20 protein-coding genes are annotated in these 18046 nt (G+C 55.4%); 2 read left to right on the top strand and 18 right to left on the bottom strand.

The genetic code is table 11. The annotated features are described in order from the left end of the window. Position 1 precedes the first annotated feature (1 nt). The 6 genes from NNL35_RS12540 to lspA form a co-directional block, all read right to left on the bottom strand. Positions 2-1132 (bottom strand): carbamoyl phosphate synthase small subunit, encoded by a 1131-nt coding sequence (locus NNL35_RS12540; protein ID WP_006675659.1) that lies wholly within the window; start codon positions 1130-1132, stop codon positions 2-4. A 147-nt stretch (positions 1133-1279) separates the two neighbouring features. After that, positions 1280-2557: a dihydroorotase gene (locus tag NNL35_RS12535; protein WP_006675658.1), complete on the bottom strand. Its 1278-nt coding sequence runs from the start codon at positions 2555-2557 to the stop codon at positions 1280-1282. A gap of 71 nt (positions 2558-2628) precedes the next feature. Then, positions 2629-3540, bottom strand: a complete 912-nt coding sequence (locus NNL35_RS12530; protein ID WP_006675657.1) for an aspartate carbamoyltransferase catalytic subunit — start codon at positions 3538-3540, stop codon at positions 2629-2631. A 5-nt stretch (positions 3541-3545) separates the two neighbouring features. Next, positions 3546-4088, bottom strand: coding sequence for a bifunctional pyr operon transcriptional regulator/uracil phosphoribosyltransferase PyrR (gene pyrR / locus NNL35_RS12525; RefSeq protein WP_006675656.1), 543 nt, complete (start codon positions 4086-4088; stop codon positions 3546-3548). A 368-nt stretch (positions 4089-4456) separates the two neighbouring features. Further along, the gene (locus tag NNL35_RS12520) at positions 4457-5428 is read right to left on the bottom strand and encodes an RluA family pseudouridine synthase (protein ID WP_006675655.1); all 972 of its coding nucleotides are present in this window, start codon (positions 5426-5428) and stop codon (positions 4457-4459) included. Then, complete coding sequence (gene lspA / locus NNL35_RS12515; RefSeq protein WP_006675654.1) at positions 5425-5964, bottom strand: signal peptidase II; 540 nt, start codon at positions 5962-5964, stop codon at positions 5425-5427. The genes NNL35_RS12520 and lspA overlap by 4 nt, the downstream gene beginning before the upstream one ends. Positions 5965-6168: 204 nt before the next feature. Between lspA and NNL35_RS12510 the strand changes: the two genes are divergently transcribed. Next, positions 6169-6936, top strand: coding sequence for a TraR/DksA C4-type zinc finger protein (locus tag NNL35_RS12510; RefSeq protein ID WP_006675653.1), 768 nt, complete (start codon positions 6169-6171; stop codon positions 6934-6936). Between the two features lie 22 nt (positions 6937-6958). On the opposite strand, the gene NNL35_RS12505 is transcribed toward NNL35_RS12510, so the two are convergent. Together NNL35_RS12505 and ileS are read right to left on the bottom strand one after the other, a co-directional pair. Then, positions 6959-7354 (bottom strand): DUF5665 domain-containing protein, encoded by a 396-nt coding sequence (locus tag NNL35_RS12505; RefSeq protein ID WP_006675652.1) that lies wholly within the window; start codon positions 7352-7354, stop codon positions 6959-6961. A 171-nt stretch (positions 7355-7525) separates the two neighbouring features. Beyond that, complete coding sequence (gene ileS, locus NNL35_RS12500) at positions 7526-10618, bottom strand: isoleucine--tRNA ligase (RefSeq protein ID WP_006675651.1); 3093 nt, start codon at positions 10616-10618, stop codon at positions 7526-7528. A 117-nt stretch (positions 10619-10735) separates the two neighbouring features. Here ileS and NNL35_RS12495 point away from each other — a divergent pair, with 117 nt between their 5' ends. Continuing rightward, the gene (locus tag NNL35_RS12495; RefSeq protein ID WP_138985610.1) at positions 10736-10999 is read left to right on the top strand and encodes a hypothetical protein; all 264 of its coding nucleotides are present in this window, start codon (positions 10736-10738) and stop codon (positions 10997-10999) included. Between the two features lie 71 nt (positions 11000-11070). Here NNL35_RS12495 and NNL35_RS12490 read toward each other — a convergent pair whose 3' ends face one another. The 10 genes from NNL35_RS12490 to NNL35_RS12445 form a co-directional block, all read right to left on the bottom strand. Next, positions 11071-11562 (bottom strand): DivIVA domain-containing protein, encoded by a 492-nt coding sequence (locus NNL35_RS12490; RefSeq protein WP_006675649.1) that lies wholly within the window; start codon positions 11560-11562, stop codon positions 11071-11073. Positions 11563-11657: 95 nt separating this feature from the next. After that, positions 11658-12446: a YlmH family RNA-binding protein gene (locus NNL35_RS12485; protein ID WP_006675648.1), complete on the bottom strand. Its 789-nt coding sequence runs from the start codon at positions 12444-12446 to the stop codon at positions 11658-11660. Positions 12447-12494: 48 nt separating this feature from the next. Next, positions 12495-12767 (bottom strand): YggT family protein, encoded by a 273-nt coding sequence (locus NNL35_RS12480; protein WP_006675647.1) that lies wholly within the window; start codon positions 12765-12767, stop codon positions 12495-12497. A gap of 7 nt (positions 12768-12774) precedes the next feature. Further along, positions 12775-13224, bottom strand: a complete 450-nt coding sequence (locus tag NNL35_RS12475) for a cell division protein SepF (RefSeq protein WP_006675646.1) — start codon at positions 13222-13224, stop codon at positions 12775-12777. Next, positions 13224-13910 (bottom strand): YggS family pyridoxal phosphate-dependent enzyme, encoded by a 687-nt coding sequence (locus NNL35_RS12470; protein WP_006675645.1) that lies wholly within the window; start codon positions 13908-13910, stop codon positions 13224-13226. The genes NNL35_RS12475 and NNL35_RS12470 overlap by 1 nt, the downstream gene beginning before the upstream one ends. Positions 13911-13914: 4 nt before the next feature. Then, positions 13915-14766: a peptidoglycan editing factor PgeF gene (gene pgeF, locus NNL35_RS12465; RefSeq protein ID WP_006675644.1), complete on the bottom strand. Its 852-nt coding sequence runs from the start codon at positions 14764-14766 to the stop codon at positions 13915-13917. A gap of 46 nt (positions 14767-14812) precedes the next feature. Then, positions 14813-15103 (bottom strand): YlmC/YmxH family sporulation protein, encoded by a 291-nt coding sequence (locus NNL35_RS12460; protein ID WP_040730306.1) that lies wholly within the window; start codon positions 15101-15103, stop codon positions 14813-14815. A gap of 139 nt (positions 15104-15242) precedes the next feature. Beyond that, on the bottom strand, positions 15243-16025 hold the full coding sequence (gene sigG / locus NNL35_RS12455) for an RNA polymerase sporulation sigma factor SigG (RefSeq protein WP_006675642.1): 783 nt from the start codon (positions 16023-16025) through the stop codon (positions 15243-15245). Between the two features lie 127 nt (positions 16026-16152). Further along, positions 16153-16875 carry an RNA polymerase sporulation sigma factor SigE gene (gene sigE / locus NNL35_RS12450; RefSeq protein ID WP_006675641.1) on the bottom strand — a complete coding sequence of 241 codons (723 nt, stop codon included), beginning with the start codon at positions 16873-16875 and terminating at the stop codon, positions 16153-16155. 114 nt (positions 16876-16989) lie between these two features. Further along, complete coding sequence (locus NNL35_RS12445; protein WP_006675640.1) at positions 16990-17955, bottom strand: sigma-E processing peptidase SpoIIGA; 966 nt, start codon at positions 17953-17955, stop codon at positions 16990-16992. Between the last annotated feature and the right edge of the window lie 91 nt (positions 17956-18046).

Below are 18046 nucleotides of genomic sequence, written 5' to 3'. Positions count from 1 at the left end.
ATTAACGCGCTCCTTTCAGCTGTGCGGCAAGTTCCACCTGACGCGGTACCGGTGTCCGATTGCTCTGATGCTCGCGAATCATATCGAGGAATTGGTCGAACAGATAGCTGCTGTCATACGGTCCCGGCGAAGCTTCCGGATGATACTGCACCGAGAAGGCAGGCGCCGTCGCATGCTTCAACCCTTCGATCGTCTTGTCGTTATTATTGATATGGGTAACCTGCAGGTCCGTGCCCTTGACGGATTCCTCCACTACGGTATAGCCATGATTTTGCGATGTAATATAGCAGCGGTTCGTCGCCAGTTCTTTGACCGGGTGATTCCCGCCGCGGTGTCCGAACTTCAGCCGGCCCGTATCCGCTCCGCAAGCGAGCGCGAAGATTTGATGACCGAGGCAGATGCCGAACAGCGGGAATTCGCCGATAAGCTCGCGGACGGTAGCTACCGCATGCGGCACATTTTTCGGATCCCCAGGCCCGTTCGACAATTGGATGCCATCCGGACGAAGGCGCCGAATCTCATCGGCCGTCGTGTCATGAGGCACGACGACGACATCGCAGCCGCGCTTCGTCAGCTCTCTAAGAATGCCGCTTTTCGCGCCGTAGTCTACCAGCACGATGCGCGCGCCCTCTCCGGGGCTGGAGTAGATATGCTTCGTTGAAGTAAGCGCGACCTGGTCCGTACGCGATTCCGTCCCCGCAAGCCGTTCCATCAGCGCTTCGACCGGCTCGCTTCCTGTCGTCAGGATTCCCTTCATCGTGCCGTAGTGACGCAGCTTGCGCGTCAGCATCCGCGTATCGATGCCGCTGATGCCGACAACGCCGTATTCCTTCAGCAGGCGGTCGACCGAATATTCGGCACGCCAGTTGCTGGGCACCAGCTCATGACGGCGCACGACGAAGCCGTGCACATGCGGGCGTATCGCCTCGAAGTCATCCCGGGTAATGCCGTAATTGCCGATAAGCGGATAGGTCATCGTCACGATTTGACCGCAGTAGGACGGGTCGGACAGCACCTCCTGGTATCCTGTCATCCCGGTGCTGAATACGACCTCTCCCGTCGTCTCACCGTCTGCGCCGAATCCGGCCCCCGTGAACAGCGTGCCATCCTCCAATAATAATCTAGCCTGCATATCTCTCACTCCTCGCTCTCTGCCGGTCCTTGCGGGACGGTCAATCTATTATGTCGGTATCCTGACAGCCAGAATACGATGGTTGTTATATGGATTATCAAAAGAAATCCTTCTATTGAGATGTATAAGATATAGCCCGATGCCGCTTTATGACTTGCTCCATACGATGCGTCCGTCGACCAGCGTCATGACCGGCCATCCCTTCAGCTTCCACCCCGTGAACGGCGTGTTCCGTCCTTTGGACAGGAACTCTTCCGGATTCACTTCTTGTTCCGCTTCCAGGTCTATCACCGTAATATCGGCAGGGGCTCCCGGCTCCAGCCGTCCGGCAGCGAGTCCGAATACATTGGCCGGGTCCGTCGTCATCCGCCGGATGAGGAAGGACAGCGTCCATTTCCCGGTCGCCACGAAGCGGGTATAGAGCAGCGGGAAGGCCGTCTCCAGACCGACGATGCCGAAGGGAGCCAGCTCCATTCCTTTGGCCTTCTCTTCTTCGCTATGCGGCGCATGGTCGGTGACGAGAATATCAATCGTTCCATCCTCCAGCCCTTCGATGCAGGCGGCCACGTCGCGAGGCGAGCGCAGCGGCGGGTTCATTTTCCAGTTCGAGTCCATCCCTGGAATATCTTCATCCGAGAGCAGCAGATGGTGCGGACATACTTCCGCAGTGACGCGAATGCCCAACTGCTTCGCCTGCCGGATAAGGCGTATCGATTGCTCCGTGCTGACATGGCACACATGATAATGGACACCGGTCGCTTCCGCCAGCAGAATGTCGCGGCCGACATGAATCGCTTCCGATTCATTCGGAATTCCCTTCAGTCCGTGCTTGCGGGCGAATTCTCCTTCGGTGACCGCCCGCCCCTTCACGAGCGAATCATCCTCGCAGTGGGCGATGACCGGCATGTCCAATTCCTTGGCGAGGCTCATGGCGTCCTTCATCACCTGGGCATTCTGGACACCGACTCCGTCGTCGGTGAAGCCAATCGCGCCGGCTTCCTTCAAAGCGGCGAAATCTGTCAGCTCCCGGCCCAGTTCGTTGACCGTGATGGAGGCGTACGGAAGCACCTTCACGATGCCTTCTGTCTCCGCTTTGTCATAGATGGAGCGAATCGTCTCCGGAGTGCCCAGGACCGGGCGGGTATTCGGCATGCAGGCAATGGTTGTAAATCCGCCTTTGGCAGCCGAACGCGTACCGGTTGCGATGGTCTCCTTATGTTCGAAGCCGGGCTCGCGCAGATGCACGTGCATATCAATGAAGCCGGCCGAGACGAATTTGCCTTGCACATCGCATACTTCAGCCGTTCCGGCCGGTTCCGAGCCGGCAGGAACGATTTTATTGATTTGTCCATTCTCTATCCACAAGTCCGCAAGCTGAAGTTCGCCTGCTTCATTTAATATATTCGCATTCGCAATCACTAACATGATGACGATCCCCTCTCATCTCTGTACTTGACTCCGACTATCTCAGCATCTTGCCCCCGCCCGCAGCGGGGTTACGCCATGGCCCGCTCCATAACCGCCATCCGTATCGGCACCCCATTGGCCATCTGGTCAAAGATTCGCGCCTGTTCGCATTCCACCACAGCGTCGTCGATTTCGACGTTGCGGTTCACCGGAGCCGGATGCATAATGATGCTGTGAGGCTTCATCCCTGCAACGCGTTCAAGTGTCAGTCCGTACTGGGTCCGATATTCCTCCGCCGGGCCGGTCTTGTCTCCTTCATGCCGCTCCAGCTGGAGGCGCAGCATCATGACGACATCGGCCTGCACCGCTTCTTCAATTGAGATGTACGGGGCATCCAGGTCGTTCGCCCTCATATGCTCCGGAGCGCAGAAGCTGACCTTCGCTCCGAACTTCCGCAGCGCCCACAGATTCGAGCGCGCAACCCGGCTGTGTTGAATATCCCCTACGATAGCCACATTCAGACCCGACAGCTCTCCGAAATGCTTCCGCATCGTGTACATGTCCAGGAGCGCCTGCGTCGGATGCTCGTTGTTGCCGTCCCCGGCATTGACAAGCGGCATTTTGACCCGCTCCGCAATTTGTTCCAAGAGACCTACCGGCTTCAGGCGGATGACGCCCGCATCCATCCCCATCGATTCGAGCGTCCGCACCGTATCATAGATGGATTCTCCTTTTTCCACACTGGAAGCCTGGGTCGTGAAATTTATGACTTCCGCGCCAAGCCGCTTCTCGGCCACTTCGAACGAACAGCGGGTCCGGGTACTGCTCTCGAAGAACAGATTCGTGGCGAATTTGTCCTTGAGCACATGGTTTACTTTGTTGGGCTGACGATTCCAGTAATCGGCACGGTCCAAAATGGACTCCATCTCCTGCTTGCTCATTTCCTTCAAACCAAGCAAGCTCCGTTCTTTTACCGAACGCTCCAGTTGAACTACCGCCATGTTGATTACCCCCTGTGATGTATGATTTTCACTTCATCTGAACCATCGACTTCCTTCAAGGCAACTACAATCTCTTCGGTTCTAGAGGTAGGAACGTTCTTGCCCACATAATCCGGTCGTATCGGCAGCTCGCGGTGGCCGCGGTCAGCCAGGACAGCCAATTGAATCATTTGCGGCCGTCCTTGGTCCATCAAGGCGTCCATCGCTGCCCGAATGGTGCGACCCGTATACAGGACATCATCACACAGAATGATTTTCTTGTCGTGAATCGGGAAGGATGCGCTCAGCTCGCCGTTCTGCTCCGGCTCGCGCTTGGCGTCGTCGCGGTAGCGCGTAATATCCAGCTCCCCGACGGGGATATCCATGTTCTCAATCTGCCGGATTCGTTCGGCAATCCGGTGCGCCAAGTAAATGCCGCGCGTGCGGATGCCGACCAGCACACAGTTGTCTATCCCCTTGTTCCGTTCCAGAATCTCGTGTGTGATGCGGGTCAAGGCCCTCCGTATCGCTATCTCATCCATAATGATGTTCCAATCCGCCGTACTCATGAATGCATAACTCCCTTCGCTTATACGTTGCATTTGCATGTTCCACAGAGGCGTTATTATTACCATTCACATCGCGGGGCACAAAAAAACTCCTTGCCCACAGGCAAGGAGTTCATTACTCAGATGACAGCGCAGAAGGCCGCGACATCCAGCAAGAGATATGTTGATGAAGAGTACTCTGCTCACAGGCAGACCATACCCCTCCGTTCTCTCGCGTCACGAATCTTCTCGTTACGAACGTTACCTTGCCAGCCTCTCGGGACTGATTTAAAGGTTCAATATTTGGTTCGCTATGAATTATCCCACTTTGCCCGCGACTTGTCAATACGTTTTCTTGAACCGCTTAGAATATGTTCTCCGATTCCGTCCTACCGGTTGCGCAGCATGTACAGGAGATGCTCCATATCGTCCGGCAGCGGAGCCTCGAACTGCAGCAATTCACCGCTGACAGGATGAACGAATCCCAAGGTGGCCGCATGAAGGGCTTGCCCGTCCATCGTTACGCCGCGCACGCCGCGCGTATACATCGGATCGCCGACGAGCGGATGTCCGATATATTTCATATGGACGCGAATCTGGTGGGTTCTGCCCGTCTCCAATTGCAGCTCCACCAACGTGACATCCCCGAACCTCTCGGCCACCTGGAAATGGGTCACCGCCCGCTTGCTGTTGCGGTCGGTCACCGCGAACATTTTGCGGTCATGCGGATCCCGGCCGATCGGCGCATCGATTGTGCCTTGATCATGGGCCAGATTACCGTGAACGAGCGCCTTATATTTCCGCAGCACCGTATGCGCCTTCAACTGGGCCGCCAGCTCCGTATGGGCACGGTCGTTCTTGGCTGCCATCAGCAGGCCGGACGTATCCTTGTCGATGCGATGCACGATGCCGGGACGGAGTTCACCGTTAATGCCGGACAGATCCCTGCAGTGGTGCATGAGAGCGTTGACCACCGTTCCCGACAGATGACCCGGCGCGGGATGAACCACCATCCCCCGCGGCTTGTTGATGACGATGACATCGGCATCCTCATAATAAATATCGAGCGGAATCGCTTCCGGCACGATATCCGTCGAGGCCGGGTCCGGAATCCGCAGCTCGATCTCGTCTCCGGCGCCGACCTTGTAATTCGGCTTGACGCTCCGCCCGTTCACGAGCACATGAGCATCCCGAATCCAGAGCTGCACCTGCGAACGGGATACCGGCTCCTCCAACGATTCGGTTATGTACTTATCGATGCGCTCCCCGGCTTCCGCGTCGGTTACCGTCCATAGCAGCACATCATGTTCTACAGCTTCTTGATTGTCTTCTTCTGACGATGTTGTTCGTAAGTCTGTCATTGCGCCGATCCTTCCTTCGATTGTCCGTCTTCTGGACGGCCATGCTCGGCTTCATGCCGCTGAATCTCGGCCTCGAGCGCCTTTTCCCGCTTCACGGACAGCATCGCGTCAAGCAGCACCAAGCCGACGCCGATCGTAATGCCCATGTCGGCGACATTGAAGATCGGGAACGTATACGAGCCGAAATTAAATTGAAGAAAATCGACAACCTCGCCCGTCAGCAGCCGATCAAGGAAATTGCCGAGCGCTCCTCCAAGGATAAGGCTGAGGCCGATAGGCAAAATATGTCCTTGCTGATGCCGAATTTTGTACATATACCAAATAATTCCGATAGCGACAACGATCGTCACAATGACGAAAAACCAGCGCTGATTTTCAAGGATGCTGAACGCGGCTCCGGTATTGCGATGCGACGTGATTAAGAAAAAATTGCCGATTACCGGAATTTGCTCATATAGCGTTAATCGGGTCGCGATAATCCATTTGGTGCCTTGATCAATGAGGAACACGATCAAAGCGATAAGGTAGTACCACACAGATAATTGTCACCTCATTTTACAGGATGTAAGATGCACTCCAAAAAGGGTGCTAAAGCGGCATTGATTCCCCGCTCATTGTATCACAGGTTGAAAAATAACGTCCAATACAACCCAATCCGTCACCGTTTTTCCACGTAGTTTTTCCGCCCGATGGCACATGCTATAAAGCAGACGACACCTTAAGGAAGGAGTACGGCTGCCATGAATTCGTTAACATCACAGCAATTGGAGTCGCTCAAGCAGACACTGCTTGACAAAGAAATCCAACTGAGCCGCAAGCTGGCTCACAGCAACCATTACGGATTATCCCGCTCGCTCCGCGAAAATACGGGAGAATTGTCTAATGTCGACAATCACCCGGGGGATGTCGCAACAGAGATGTACGAACGGGGCAAGGAAATCGCCTTGAATGAGCATGATGAATTTCTGCTTGATCGCATTCATAGCGCCCTCGCTCAAATCGACAAGGGCACATACGGCATTTGCGCGGTGTGCGGGCAACCGATTCCCTACGAACGGCTGGAAGCCGTGCCTTTTACGATGTACTGCATCGAGCATGAGCCGCAGCGCCAAGTGTCCGACCGCCGGCCGGTAGAGGAGCAATTCCTGATGCCTCCCTTCGGGCGCACCAGTCTGGACGAATTGGATACCCAGAACGGCTTCGACGGGGAGGATGCATGGCAGATTGTCGAATCGTGGGGCACGTCGAATACTCCGGCGATGCAGGAAGACGGCAATATCGACGACTACGACAATATGTACATTGAAGCATCTGACGATGTCGACGGCTTCGTCGAATCGTTCGAGAGCTTCGTCGCCACGGATATGACCGGAAGCGATGTGTACATCGTCCGCAATCGGCGTTATCGGCACTATATGGACAGCGGGGAAGGAGAACCGCTGCTCGAGCCGGACGAGACAGGCTATTCGCCAGACGGCTCCGACGATGCCGGCGACGCTTATCATTAAAGTACCGCCGCCATCGCCCGCTTCAATACATCTTCGTATCCAGCTGGCGCTGCACGATGCGGACCAGATCCGCAATGAAGTCGCCGATTATCGGCAAGTTCAAGGCGCCGAGTAGCTGTAAAATATAAGCAATCAGAGCGGTGAACAGCGTGACTCCGATGGCGATACCGACTCCCCGGGCGATGCCGCCCATCAGATTGACCCAGATCAGCCTGCGCGGATTGAAGAGCAGTGCCGTATACTCGTCAAGGCGGGATTTCTCCATTTTTTGCGCCAGACTGACCGTATAATCATGGATCGTCTTCATCATTTTTCGTTCTTCCCACTCATTTTGCGGTACATCGGCAGGGATTTCGGCACAAATTTTCTCCGTCTCTGTTCGGATGTCCCGCTTGTCCTTCTCCTCTTGTTTGTGCATGCGAATTACGCCTCCTCGTACAAGCCGAATGGCAAAAAAGAGCGTGACCTTCCGGTTCCCCGCAAGGTCCACGCTCTTCTTCCATCCCACATTCCGGATTCAAGCGCCTGTCTTATTGTTGCCACGAGTCAGGCTGCTCATTCCGTGCAGATTCGATCCGCCCGAAGGGCATTACGTCATCCGCACCCGGATCGTCTTCGAACCGACTTCGATCGTATCCATGCCTTCGACCTCGCCGAAGGTAACCGAAGCGACCAGCACATTATCGCGCAGCGTCGCATCGAACGCCTGAATGGCCGCGGTAAGCTCCGCGTCAGCGTCAATGACGAGATCGACCCGCTTCTCAATCGGGAGATCCAGCTTCTTCCGCGTATCCTGAATGCCGCGGACGACTTCACGCACCCAGCCCTCTTGCTCCAGCTCCGGCGTAATTTCGGTGTTGAGCGCCACGGTCATTTGGTAGCCCGAAGCCGAGGCAAAGCCGGCCTTCGCCTGCTTCTCCACGAGCAGCTCGTCGCGCGTTACAGTCAATTCTTCACCATCCGCTGCCGTGAAGGTCCACTGTCCCTGCTCGACGATGCGCCGCGTCTCGTCGGCCGGCATCGACTTCAGGGCGTTCTGCATCGGGCCGACGTTTTTGCCGTACTTCTTGCCTGCCACCTTCAGATTGAGCTTCAAGACGAAATCGACAAATCCGCCGTCGCTCGTCTCCAGAAGAATCTGCTTCACATTGATCTCGTCCTGGATGACTTCCTCATAATCCGCCAGATGGAACGGCCGGTCAAGGGAGATGATCAGCTCGGAGAGAGGCTGTCTCGTCTTGATTCCGGTCTCGTTGCGCACGTTGCGGGCCAGCTCTACAATCTGGCGGGCCGTCTCCATATCCTGCTCCAGCTCCGTATCAATGAGCGACTTGTCCGCTTGCGGATAATCGTCCAGGTGCACGCTCTCGCGTTCTCCGCCCAGATTGGTGTAAATATCGTCGGCGACCATCGGCGCATAAGGCGCCACCAGCTTCGCCAAGGTCAAGAGCACCTTGCGCAGCGTCTGGTAAGCCGACAGCTTGTCATCGGTCATGCCGCTGCCCCAGAAGCGGTCGCGGGAACGGCGGATGTACCAATTGCTCAGCTCGTCCACGTAAGCTTCAATCGCTTTGGCCGGATTCAGGAAGTCATTCGCCTCCAGCCCCTTCGTCACCGTCCCGATAAGCGAGTGCAGACGGGACAGAATCCAGCGGTCCAGCTTGTTGGCGGATGCGCGCTCTTCATAAGCTTGCGCATCATACTGATCGATATTGGCATACAGCACATAGAAGGCATGCGTATTGACGAGCGTGTCGATCACCTTGGACTTCGCTTCCGCGACAATCTGCTTCGAGAAGCGCTTCGAGTTCCATGGCGCGCTGTCCGACAGGAGCGCCCAACGGAAGGCATCCGTACCGTACTCGTTAATAATTTCCCATGGATCGATGACATTGCCTTTCGATTTGGACATTTTTTGTCCGTTCTCATCCAAAATATGACCCGTTGCAATCACGGCCTTGTATGGCGCCTTGCCTTTGTACAGCGTCGATACGGCCAGCAGGCTGAAGAACCAGCCGCGCGTCTGGTCGATCCCTTCGCAGATCATATCGGCCGGATACTGCTCGTTGAATGCCTGTTCATCGCCGAATGGGTGATGGAACTGGGCAAACGGCATGGAGCCGCTGTCGAACCAGACGTCGATGACTTCCGGCGTCCGCTCCATCACGCCGTGCTCGCAGTGCGGGCAGCGCAGCTTCACTTCGTCGACATACGGCTTGTGAAGCTCGATATCCTCCGATACAGGCCCGACTGCGCGCGCGATCAGCTCTTCGCGGCTGCCAGGCGAATATTCTTCCTTACAGGAGGAGCATACCCATACGTTGAGCGGCGTTCCCCAATAGCGGTTCCGGCTGATGTTCCAATCGACGAGATCGTCGAGGAAGTTGCCGAAGCGGCCTTCGCGAATGTGAGATGGATACCAGTCCACCTTGCTGTTGTTCTCAATTAATTGATCTTTAACCGCTGTCGTCTTAATGAACCAGGATTCCGTCGCATAATAGAGGAGCGGCGATTTGCAGCGCCAGCAGAACGGATAGCTGTGCTCGTATTTTTCCTTGCTGTAGAGCGTCTTCTGCTCCGACAGCGCCTTGACGATGTCAATATCGCAATCTTTGACGAAGCGGCCGGCGAAGTCGGTTACTTCCTCCGTATAGCGCCCGTGGGTATCCACGACGCTGACGAAGCTGATGCCGTTGTCGCGGCAGCTCTTGTAGTCGTCTTCCCCATGCGCCGGAGCCATATGGACGATCCCGGTCCCGCTCGCATCCGTGACGAACCCGGCGGCGACGATAAGATGGCCGTTCTCCGGCTTGATGTAGGTGAATGGCGCATCATAGGTCTTTCCGATAAATTCAGAGCCTTTATGCTCCGACAGAACCGTGTACTCACCCTTCATGACGTCATCGACGAGATTTTTGGCCACGATATACACGCCGTCCTCCTGCTGCACCCGCACATAATCCATGTCCGGGTTCATCGCCAGCGCCGCATGGGCCGGCAGCGTCCATGGCGTCGTCGTCCAGGCCAGCACGTATTCCCCGCTGTCCTTCAGCTTGAACTTGACGGTGGCCGACAGATCCTTGACCGTCTCATATCCTTGCGCCACCTCATGCGAGCTGAGGGTCGTCTGGCAGCACGGGCAATACGGGCTGACGCGATGGCCGCGGTACAGCAAGCCTTTGTTGTGAATCGTGGACAAAATATGCCATACGCTCTCGATATAGCGATTGTCCAGCGTAATATACGGATCGTCCATATTGGTCCAATAGCCAATCGCTTCCGTCAGCTCCCGCCATTGCTTCTCATACTCGAAGACGCTGGCCTTGCATTTCTTGACGAACTCCTCGACCCCGTACTTCTCGATCTCCTGCTTGCCGGAGATCCCCAATTGCTTCTCCACGCCCAGCTCGACAGGCAATCCGTGCGTATCCCAGCCAGCCTTGCGGAGGACGCGGTAACCGGACATCGTCTTATAGCGGCCGATGAAGTCCTTGATAACCCGGCCCAGCACATGCCCGATATGGGGCGCTCCGTTCGCCGTCGGCGGTCCTTCATAGAACACATAGTTCGGCTTGCCTTCGCGCTCTTCGATCGATTTCTGGAACGTATTCTGTTCATTCCATCTCTGCAATACCCGCAGTTCCCGCTCGCGGGCCCGCTCTTTCACATCTACTTTTTTCACGGTTCCTCTTCCTTTCTCATCCAAATGCATCTCGGATTGAACATAAAAAAACCCCATCCCAAAAGGGACGAGGTCTCTCGCGTTACCACCCTTGTTCCATTTACACGCCTGAGGAGGGTGCAATGGCACTCTGTGCGCAGCAGACTGCTGGCGCTCCCGGATAACGGCCGGCTGCCGGACAAGCTTACCTCCGCCGCGATGCCGCGCACCGCCGGGTTTTCGGCTTGCCTTCTCCGGGATGATGTCCGGTCACGTTGTGTTCATCGGTTCCCACCCATCCCGATTCTCTGGTCGAACAACAGTCGTGACGGCGCGTTCCCGTCATTGAATATGCGATATACAATGCGGCCGGACTTCGATCCGGGCCGTATCGTCAGCTAGCATACAACGTATGGAATAATACATAGTTATATCGCGTTTTGCGCAAAATGTCAAACGAATCCGCCGGACGCTCAATAGAGCTCCTTCACTTCGGCCCGTTCCGCGCGTTCCAGCCCGTCCCAGCCGTCCTGGCTCAGCAGCTCCAGTTGCGCCTCGACCAGCGTGCGGAAGCGCGTGCGGTAGATGGACGCCTGCTTCTTCAGCTCCTCGATCTCGATCGCGACCTTCCGCGATTTGGCCAGCGAATCGTTGATGATCCGATCGGCATTCTTCTCCGCTTCCTTGAGAATAAGCTGAGCTTCCTTCTTGGCGTTGTTCTTCACTTCATCGGCCGCTTCCTGGGCGACAATGATCGTCTTGCTGAGCGTCTCCTCCAGGTTGGCGAAGTGGTCCAGCTTCTCCTGCAGAGTGAGCGCATGGTTCTGCAGTTCTTTGTTCTCCCGGATTAGAGCTTCGAAATCTTTAATAATCTGATCTAGAAATTCATTTACTTCATCTTCATCGTAACCGCGCAGCTTGCGGCTAAATTCCTTGTTATGTATATCGAGCGGTGTCAATGGCATGCTGTGCACCTCCTAATAATTACAAGCCTTGCAGCGATTAATATGCAATTCGACATCCCCTGCCAAAATTCCTGCACAAGCGTGCCGCAAGATCATCAGGTGAACGTCCCGACCGTAACCCAATAGCGGCCCTTCTTCGTCAACCCTTCCACATCGATCACCTTGAACCGTCCGAAGCCCTGCAAGGAGACGACGTCCCCCGCTTCAAGCGGGGCGGAAGGGTTCTCCTCCACCTTCCAATTGACCTTGCAGCGGCCCGCCTTGATAGGCGCCACGATCTTCGCGCGGCTCAAGCGGAACACGTCGCTAGCAATTCCGTCCAGACGCAAAGAAGCGACGCTCAGCTTCGCCGTCTTCATCTCTGCGTCCGCCGCTTGCAATCCGGACAGAGGAAGGATGTCCGTCAAGACGCTCACCCGGTGAACCTGGCGCAGATGCGTATTTACGAACGGCGCCATCTCCTCCGTTACCAGCACATGGCAGCGATCCGGGGAGACATGAATATCCCCAATCTTCTCCCGCTTGATGCCCAAGCCCAGGAGCGCGCCAAGAAAATCACCATGCTCCAGCTCGTCCCACTTGCGGTCAGGTGAGGTGATCTGGAGTACGGAGATTCCCATATCTTCCCCATCGGCATATACATAATCGGGCGCGATCAAGGCCCGCTTGCGCTCTGCCTGCTCGGAGCCGCCGTCCAGCCGGAGCTGAACATCCGAACTCCGGTTGACCAGCGTCGCCGCAATATAAGCCTGCCTCGGATCCAAAAAGTCCGTCCGCTTCACCTCATGTCCTTCGGACGCGCGCCGTACCCACTCCCACGCGCGATCGACGAACTCCCGCTCGTCGGGATGGAAGTGGACATACAGCTTCTCGTTACCCTTCATTCCTCATTCCGCCTTTTGCCGTTCTTCTGTGCCGTGCGCATTGGATGTCTAGAACAGGTACTGCACGACGGCTACCAGTCCCATATACACGAAGCGGAGCGCAAACAGGGCGATGATCGGGGAAATATCGAGCATGCCGCCAATCGGCGGAATAATGCGCCGGAACAGACTCAAATACGGCTCGACGATCTTGCCTAAAATCTCGCCGATAAAGCTCTCGCGAACATTCGGGAGCCAGGACATCAACACATAAATTATGATGAGCCACGTATAGATTTCATACAGATAGCCCAAATACTGAATAATCGTATATTCCAGCAACAGCAGGTCACCTCGTTTGTTTGTATTCGAAATCCTCCGCAAACATCTCCGTTATCGCGCCTTGAATCTCGATATTGTCCGGAGTGCAGATGAAAATATTGCTTCCGAGCTTGGAAATGTTGCCGCTCAGCGCATACACCGTTCCGCTCAGGAAATCAATGATGCGCAGCGCCTGATCATTGCGGACGCGCTGCAAATTAATGATGACAGACCGCCGGGAGCGCAAATGATCGGCGATCTCCTGCGCTTCGTCATAGGATCGCGGCTCGTACAGGACGACCTTGGAAGCCTTCTGCGAATGGATGCTTACGATGTTGGACCCTCTCGCGCCCTTGCGCTGATCGAAGGCAGGCGCTTCCAGCTCCTGCTCATCCGCGTGGGTGATCTGCTCTCGTTCGATGACTTCTTCCTCTTCCTGCAGTCCGAGAAAACTCATGAAACGGTTCATAACGCCCATCATTCTTCCCTCTCTTTCCCTACCAGAATAGAGCCAAGCCGAATCCACGTCGCCCCTTCCTCAATGGCGATCTCGAAGTCGTTCGACATGCCCATCGACAGATGGGCAAGCGGTTCGGCCCGCGTCTCGTTCAATTCATCCCGCAATTGGCGCAGACGGCGAAATACCGGTCTCGTCTCCTCCGGCTCCGCTTCATACGGGGCCATCGTCATCAGCCCGATCGGCCGAATGTGCGGGTATGCCTTCAACTCTTCGAGGAAAGGCGCGACGTCTTGCGGCGGCATCCCTTGCTTCGAAGCTTCTCCTGATATATTAACCTGAATGAAGCAGCGGACGAACTGATCCAATTCGGCAGCGCGCTTCTCTATCGCTTTCGCTAGGGAGAGGCGGTCCAGCGAATGGATGTACGCGAACTTGCCGACAACATCCTTCGCCTTATTCGACTGCAGCGTTCCGATAAAATGCCAGGTCGCCTGATCGCCGTACTGCATCCATTTCGCTTCCGCATCCTGCCACCGGTTCTCCCCGACGTCCTTCAAGCCGGCCGCGATCGCCTCTCCTGTCCGATCCAGCAACACATACTTCGTCACGGCGATCGTTCGGACGTCCTCCCGGTTGCGCCCCGCTCGGGCGCATGCTTCCTGTATCCGTCGTTCTACAGCTTCGATTCTCTGCTGCAGCGTCATGTCGTCATCCCTTCTTCCAACCAATAAAGCTCATCATGCGGCCGGTTGCTCCCCCCTCCTTGCGGTGGGAAAAAAACATGCCGGTCTCGCAGCCGGTGCACAAATTAGTACATTCGATATTTGTTGGCAAAATTCCTGCTTGTTTCAACAATTGTCGATTCAATTCTCTCAAATCGAGCCATGCATGTCCCGGCCGGGAAGATTGAATGACAGGGCGCTCCGCCTTGCCTTCCTCTTCGTTCCACACCGCCCGGACCTGCTCCAGCACCCGGTTGTCCACCTCATAGCAGCACGGACCGATCGAAGGTCCGATAGCCGCTCTGATATGCTCGATCGAACTGTGATAACGCTTCTGCATCATATGTACCGTCTCCGGGCCAATCCGGGTTACCGTTCCCTTCCATCCCGCATGCGCCAACGCCACCACCCGCTTCACCGGATCCAGAAAAATAAGCGGCACGCAATCGGCGTAAAAGGAGGCCAGCATCACCCCTTCTGCATCGGTCACGAGCGCGTCTGCATCTTGAATTGCACTGGCCCGGTCGAACCAGCCCCGGCCCCGGTCTTCCTCCGTAACGGCATGCACACGGTTGCCATGCACCTGCTCCCCGCATACCCAGTTCTCGAACGGAATGCCGGCAGCCAGAGCGACTCGCCGCCGGTTCGCGATGACATCCTTCTCCGCATCGCGCACATGAAGGGCGCAGTTGAGCGAATCGAAGCAGCCCTGGCTCACCCCGCCCAGCCGGGTCGTGAACCCGGCCGCCAGCCCAGGCGTGTCGGCCATCCAGCCGGCCAGTTCGAGCACGCCCGGTTCATCAGGCAACTTGCCTTGACGTCGTACAAAAGGTTCCATACCGTTCACCTCAACCTCCAGTGTACCACAAATTCCAGCCGGAATCCTACGGTCTCGGAAGCAGAACGGTTGTCTCGTATTCCTCCGCCCGGGCGGAGGCCTTCGCGTCATCCATCTTGACGAGCACGACATCGGCTCCGATTTTGACAATGTTCCGCCACGGAATGACCAGCTCGGTGCCCCCGCCGAAGAAGCCGAGAAACTTGCTATAGCTGGGCACGACGATCGCATCGATGCGTCCTTGCTTCAAATCCAGCTCGACATCACTAACTTGCCCTAATTTTTTGCCGTCTACAATATTGATAACATCTTTCGTTTGAAAATCGGATATTTTCATCGGGATCCCCACTATGCATTTATTTTGGATCATAATATAGATATATGTCCGAAGCCTCCAAAATGTCCTCTTCCCTGCTCTCCGGCACAAAAAAAGCCGCCGCTTCAAAGCGGACGGCTGCAATATTGTCGTAACCGGATTACGTTCGCACATGCTTTTGCATTTGATTGATAGCTGATTTCTCCAACCGGGATACCTGCGCTTGAGATATGCCGATTTCATCCGCTACCTCCATCTGGGTTTTCCCTTCAAAAAAACGCATCGATAAAATCATTTTCTCTCTCTCGTTCAATTTCCGCATCGCTTCCCGGAGCACAATCTCCTCGATCCAGGACACGTCCTTATTTTTATCATCGCTTATCTGATCCATGACGTAAATCGGATCGCCGCCGTCATGATAAATCGGTTCAAAAAGAGAAACCGGATCCTGTATCGCGTCCAATGCGAAGACGACATCCTCCTTAGGAACGTTCAACGCTTCCGAGATTTCAATAATCGTGGGCTCCCGCGAATTTTGATTGGTCAAGGAATCACGAACCTGCAGCGCCTTGTAGGCAATGTCCCGCAAGCTGCGGGATACGCGGATCGGGTTGTTGTCCCGCAAATATCTCCGGATCTCGCCGATAATCATCGGTACCGCATAGGTGGAAAACTTAACGTTCTGCCCCAGATCGAAGTTATCGATGGCCTTCATCAGACCAATGCATCCGACTTGGAACAAATCATCGACGAATTCGCCGCGATTGTTGAAGCGCTGAATGACGCTAAGGACAAGACGCAAGTTGCCGTTGACCAGCTTCTCCCGTGCGGAACGTTCATTCCGCTCCTGCAGAGCCACGAACAATTCTCTCATTTCGGCGTTCGTGAGGACGGGCAACTTCGATGTATCGACACCGCAAATTTCGACTTTGTTTCGGGTCATTCGTGACTACCTCCCAGGGTGAAACTTAATGTACATTATCTCCCCGGGGTGCAATTTTATTCCTTCGCCATCTCCCTGCAAGCGGAGGATAAGCGCAAACTGGCTATGGATCAAGCAAAAATTGCGGTCACACCATTTTATTGAATTCCTTGCGCAAGCGCTTTATGATTCGCTTCTCCAATCGGGAAATATACGACTGCGAAATGCCGAGCAAATCAGCCACATCCTTTTGCGTTTTTTCCTCTCCGTCGGACAAGCCGAACCGCAGCTCCATAATGAGCCGCTCCCGCTCGCTCAGCTTGTCAAGGGCCTTGTGAAGCAGCTTCCGATCGACCTGCTCCTCAATATTTTTATATATCGTATCGTTCTCGGTGCCGAGCACATCGCTCAGCAGCAGCTCGTTGCCGTCCCAGTCTATGTTCAGAGGCTCATCGAAGGACACTTCCGTTCTCGTCTTGCTGTTACGGCGCAAATACATTAATATCTCATTCTCGATGCAGCGCGACGCATACGTGGCCAGCTTGATTTTCTTCTCGGGATCGAACGTGTTGACGGCTTTAATGAGCCCGATCGCCCCGATGGAGACGAGGTCCTCAATATGAATTCCCGTATTCTCGAATTTGCGGGCGATGTAGACGACAAGCCGCAAATTGCGCTCGATCAGCATCGCTCTCACGGCGGCTTCCCCGCTGCTCAGCTTCGAGAGCAGGTACTCCTCCTCTTCCCTTGTCAGCGGGGGAGGAAGCGCTTCGCTGCCGCCAATATAATAGATTTCATCGCGCTTCAATCCCAATAAGAACAACAGTCGGTAATAATAGAGCTGCATGATCAATTTCCATTTCAAGCGCATGGCTACTCCTCCTATATACGTTGTAATCACAGGACGCATTAGCTGCAAAGGTTCTCCTTCTTGCCGGGAATCCGATAGAGGCGCATTGCGCCGGCATCGCCCCAACCTTGAGTGTCAAGATGCCCGATCGGCCGGCGGAATCGGCTCGGACGGCTTCTGCTGCCCGGTCTCCAGCATATCCGGATGGACAATTGCCTGGAAGGCGCCGTCCCGTGACAGGACGCCCCCGTCGAGCCCGATAATTGCCCGGGTGCAGAGCAGCGTGTCCGTCCCGGTTGTAATCCGGATCTCATCCGGCTTGAAGCCAATCATCCATTGCATACCTTGATTCACGCCGCGATAGGGCAGCAGCCGGAGCTTCGAGACATCGATGACGCCGCTAACCGATTCCAGCATGTCGAGCGATTGCGAGGCGCCGAGCTGCTGCAGCCAGTCTGCCGGCAGCCAGCCCTCCCATATCCTTGCTTCCGTTACCATCACCGGCGCCCCGCTCAACGGATCATTCAGATGATTGCCTGTATCAACCAGTCCGGTCACTTGGCGGCGAATGTCACCGATGCGAATATCCACCGTAACCAACTGGCGCGCCACTTGCTGCTGCCGCTTGCTCCATTTCCAGACGAGACGGAACAGCCCGTACGTGGCGGGGAGCGCCGCAATGACCAGGCCCATGCCCGCCTGCATCCGGTTGCCGTTGGCAGACAGCCATTCCGAGGTGCGATGAGCGATCGACCACAGCCTGGCATCTTGCAGCATATATTGAATACCAATGGCGCCGCCGGCGAGCACGAAGGCCGAAAAATAAAAAACGGCGACATTTTTAAAAAAATATCCGGGATTGCGAAATCCAAATGCAATGAGCAGCATAAATATGGATATCAGTATCTTTCCCGCATAGGTATACAGCAGCGGAAAAGCCGGAATAAACAACACGAGGGCATAGAGCGTTCCAAGTCCCGCTCCGGCCGCTACCTTCCAGCGGGAATGAGAGAGTCCGCGCATCCAGGCAGTCATCGTCAGCAGCGTCCAATCCAGTGCTAGATTCAGCCCGAATACGAGATCGGCATAGATGACGGTCACAGCGCTCCCTCCTTCGGTACCGCCAATCTATCGTGAGATAAGGATAAGTATATAGAGGCGGCTATCCGAAGTCTGTCTAAAGGTGGGTGGG

This window comes from Paenibacillus dendritiformis, from assembly GCF_945605565.1.
Lineage (GTDB): Bacteria > Bacillota > Bacilli > Paenibacillales > Paenibacillaceae > Paenibacillus_B > Paenibacillus_B dendritiformis_A.
The sequence above is the reverse complement of the archived record's forward strand: the minus strand, read 5'-3'. Positions and strand labels throughout refer to the sequence as shown.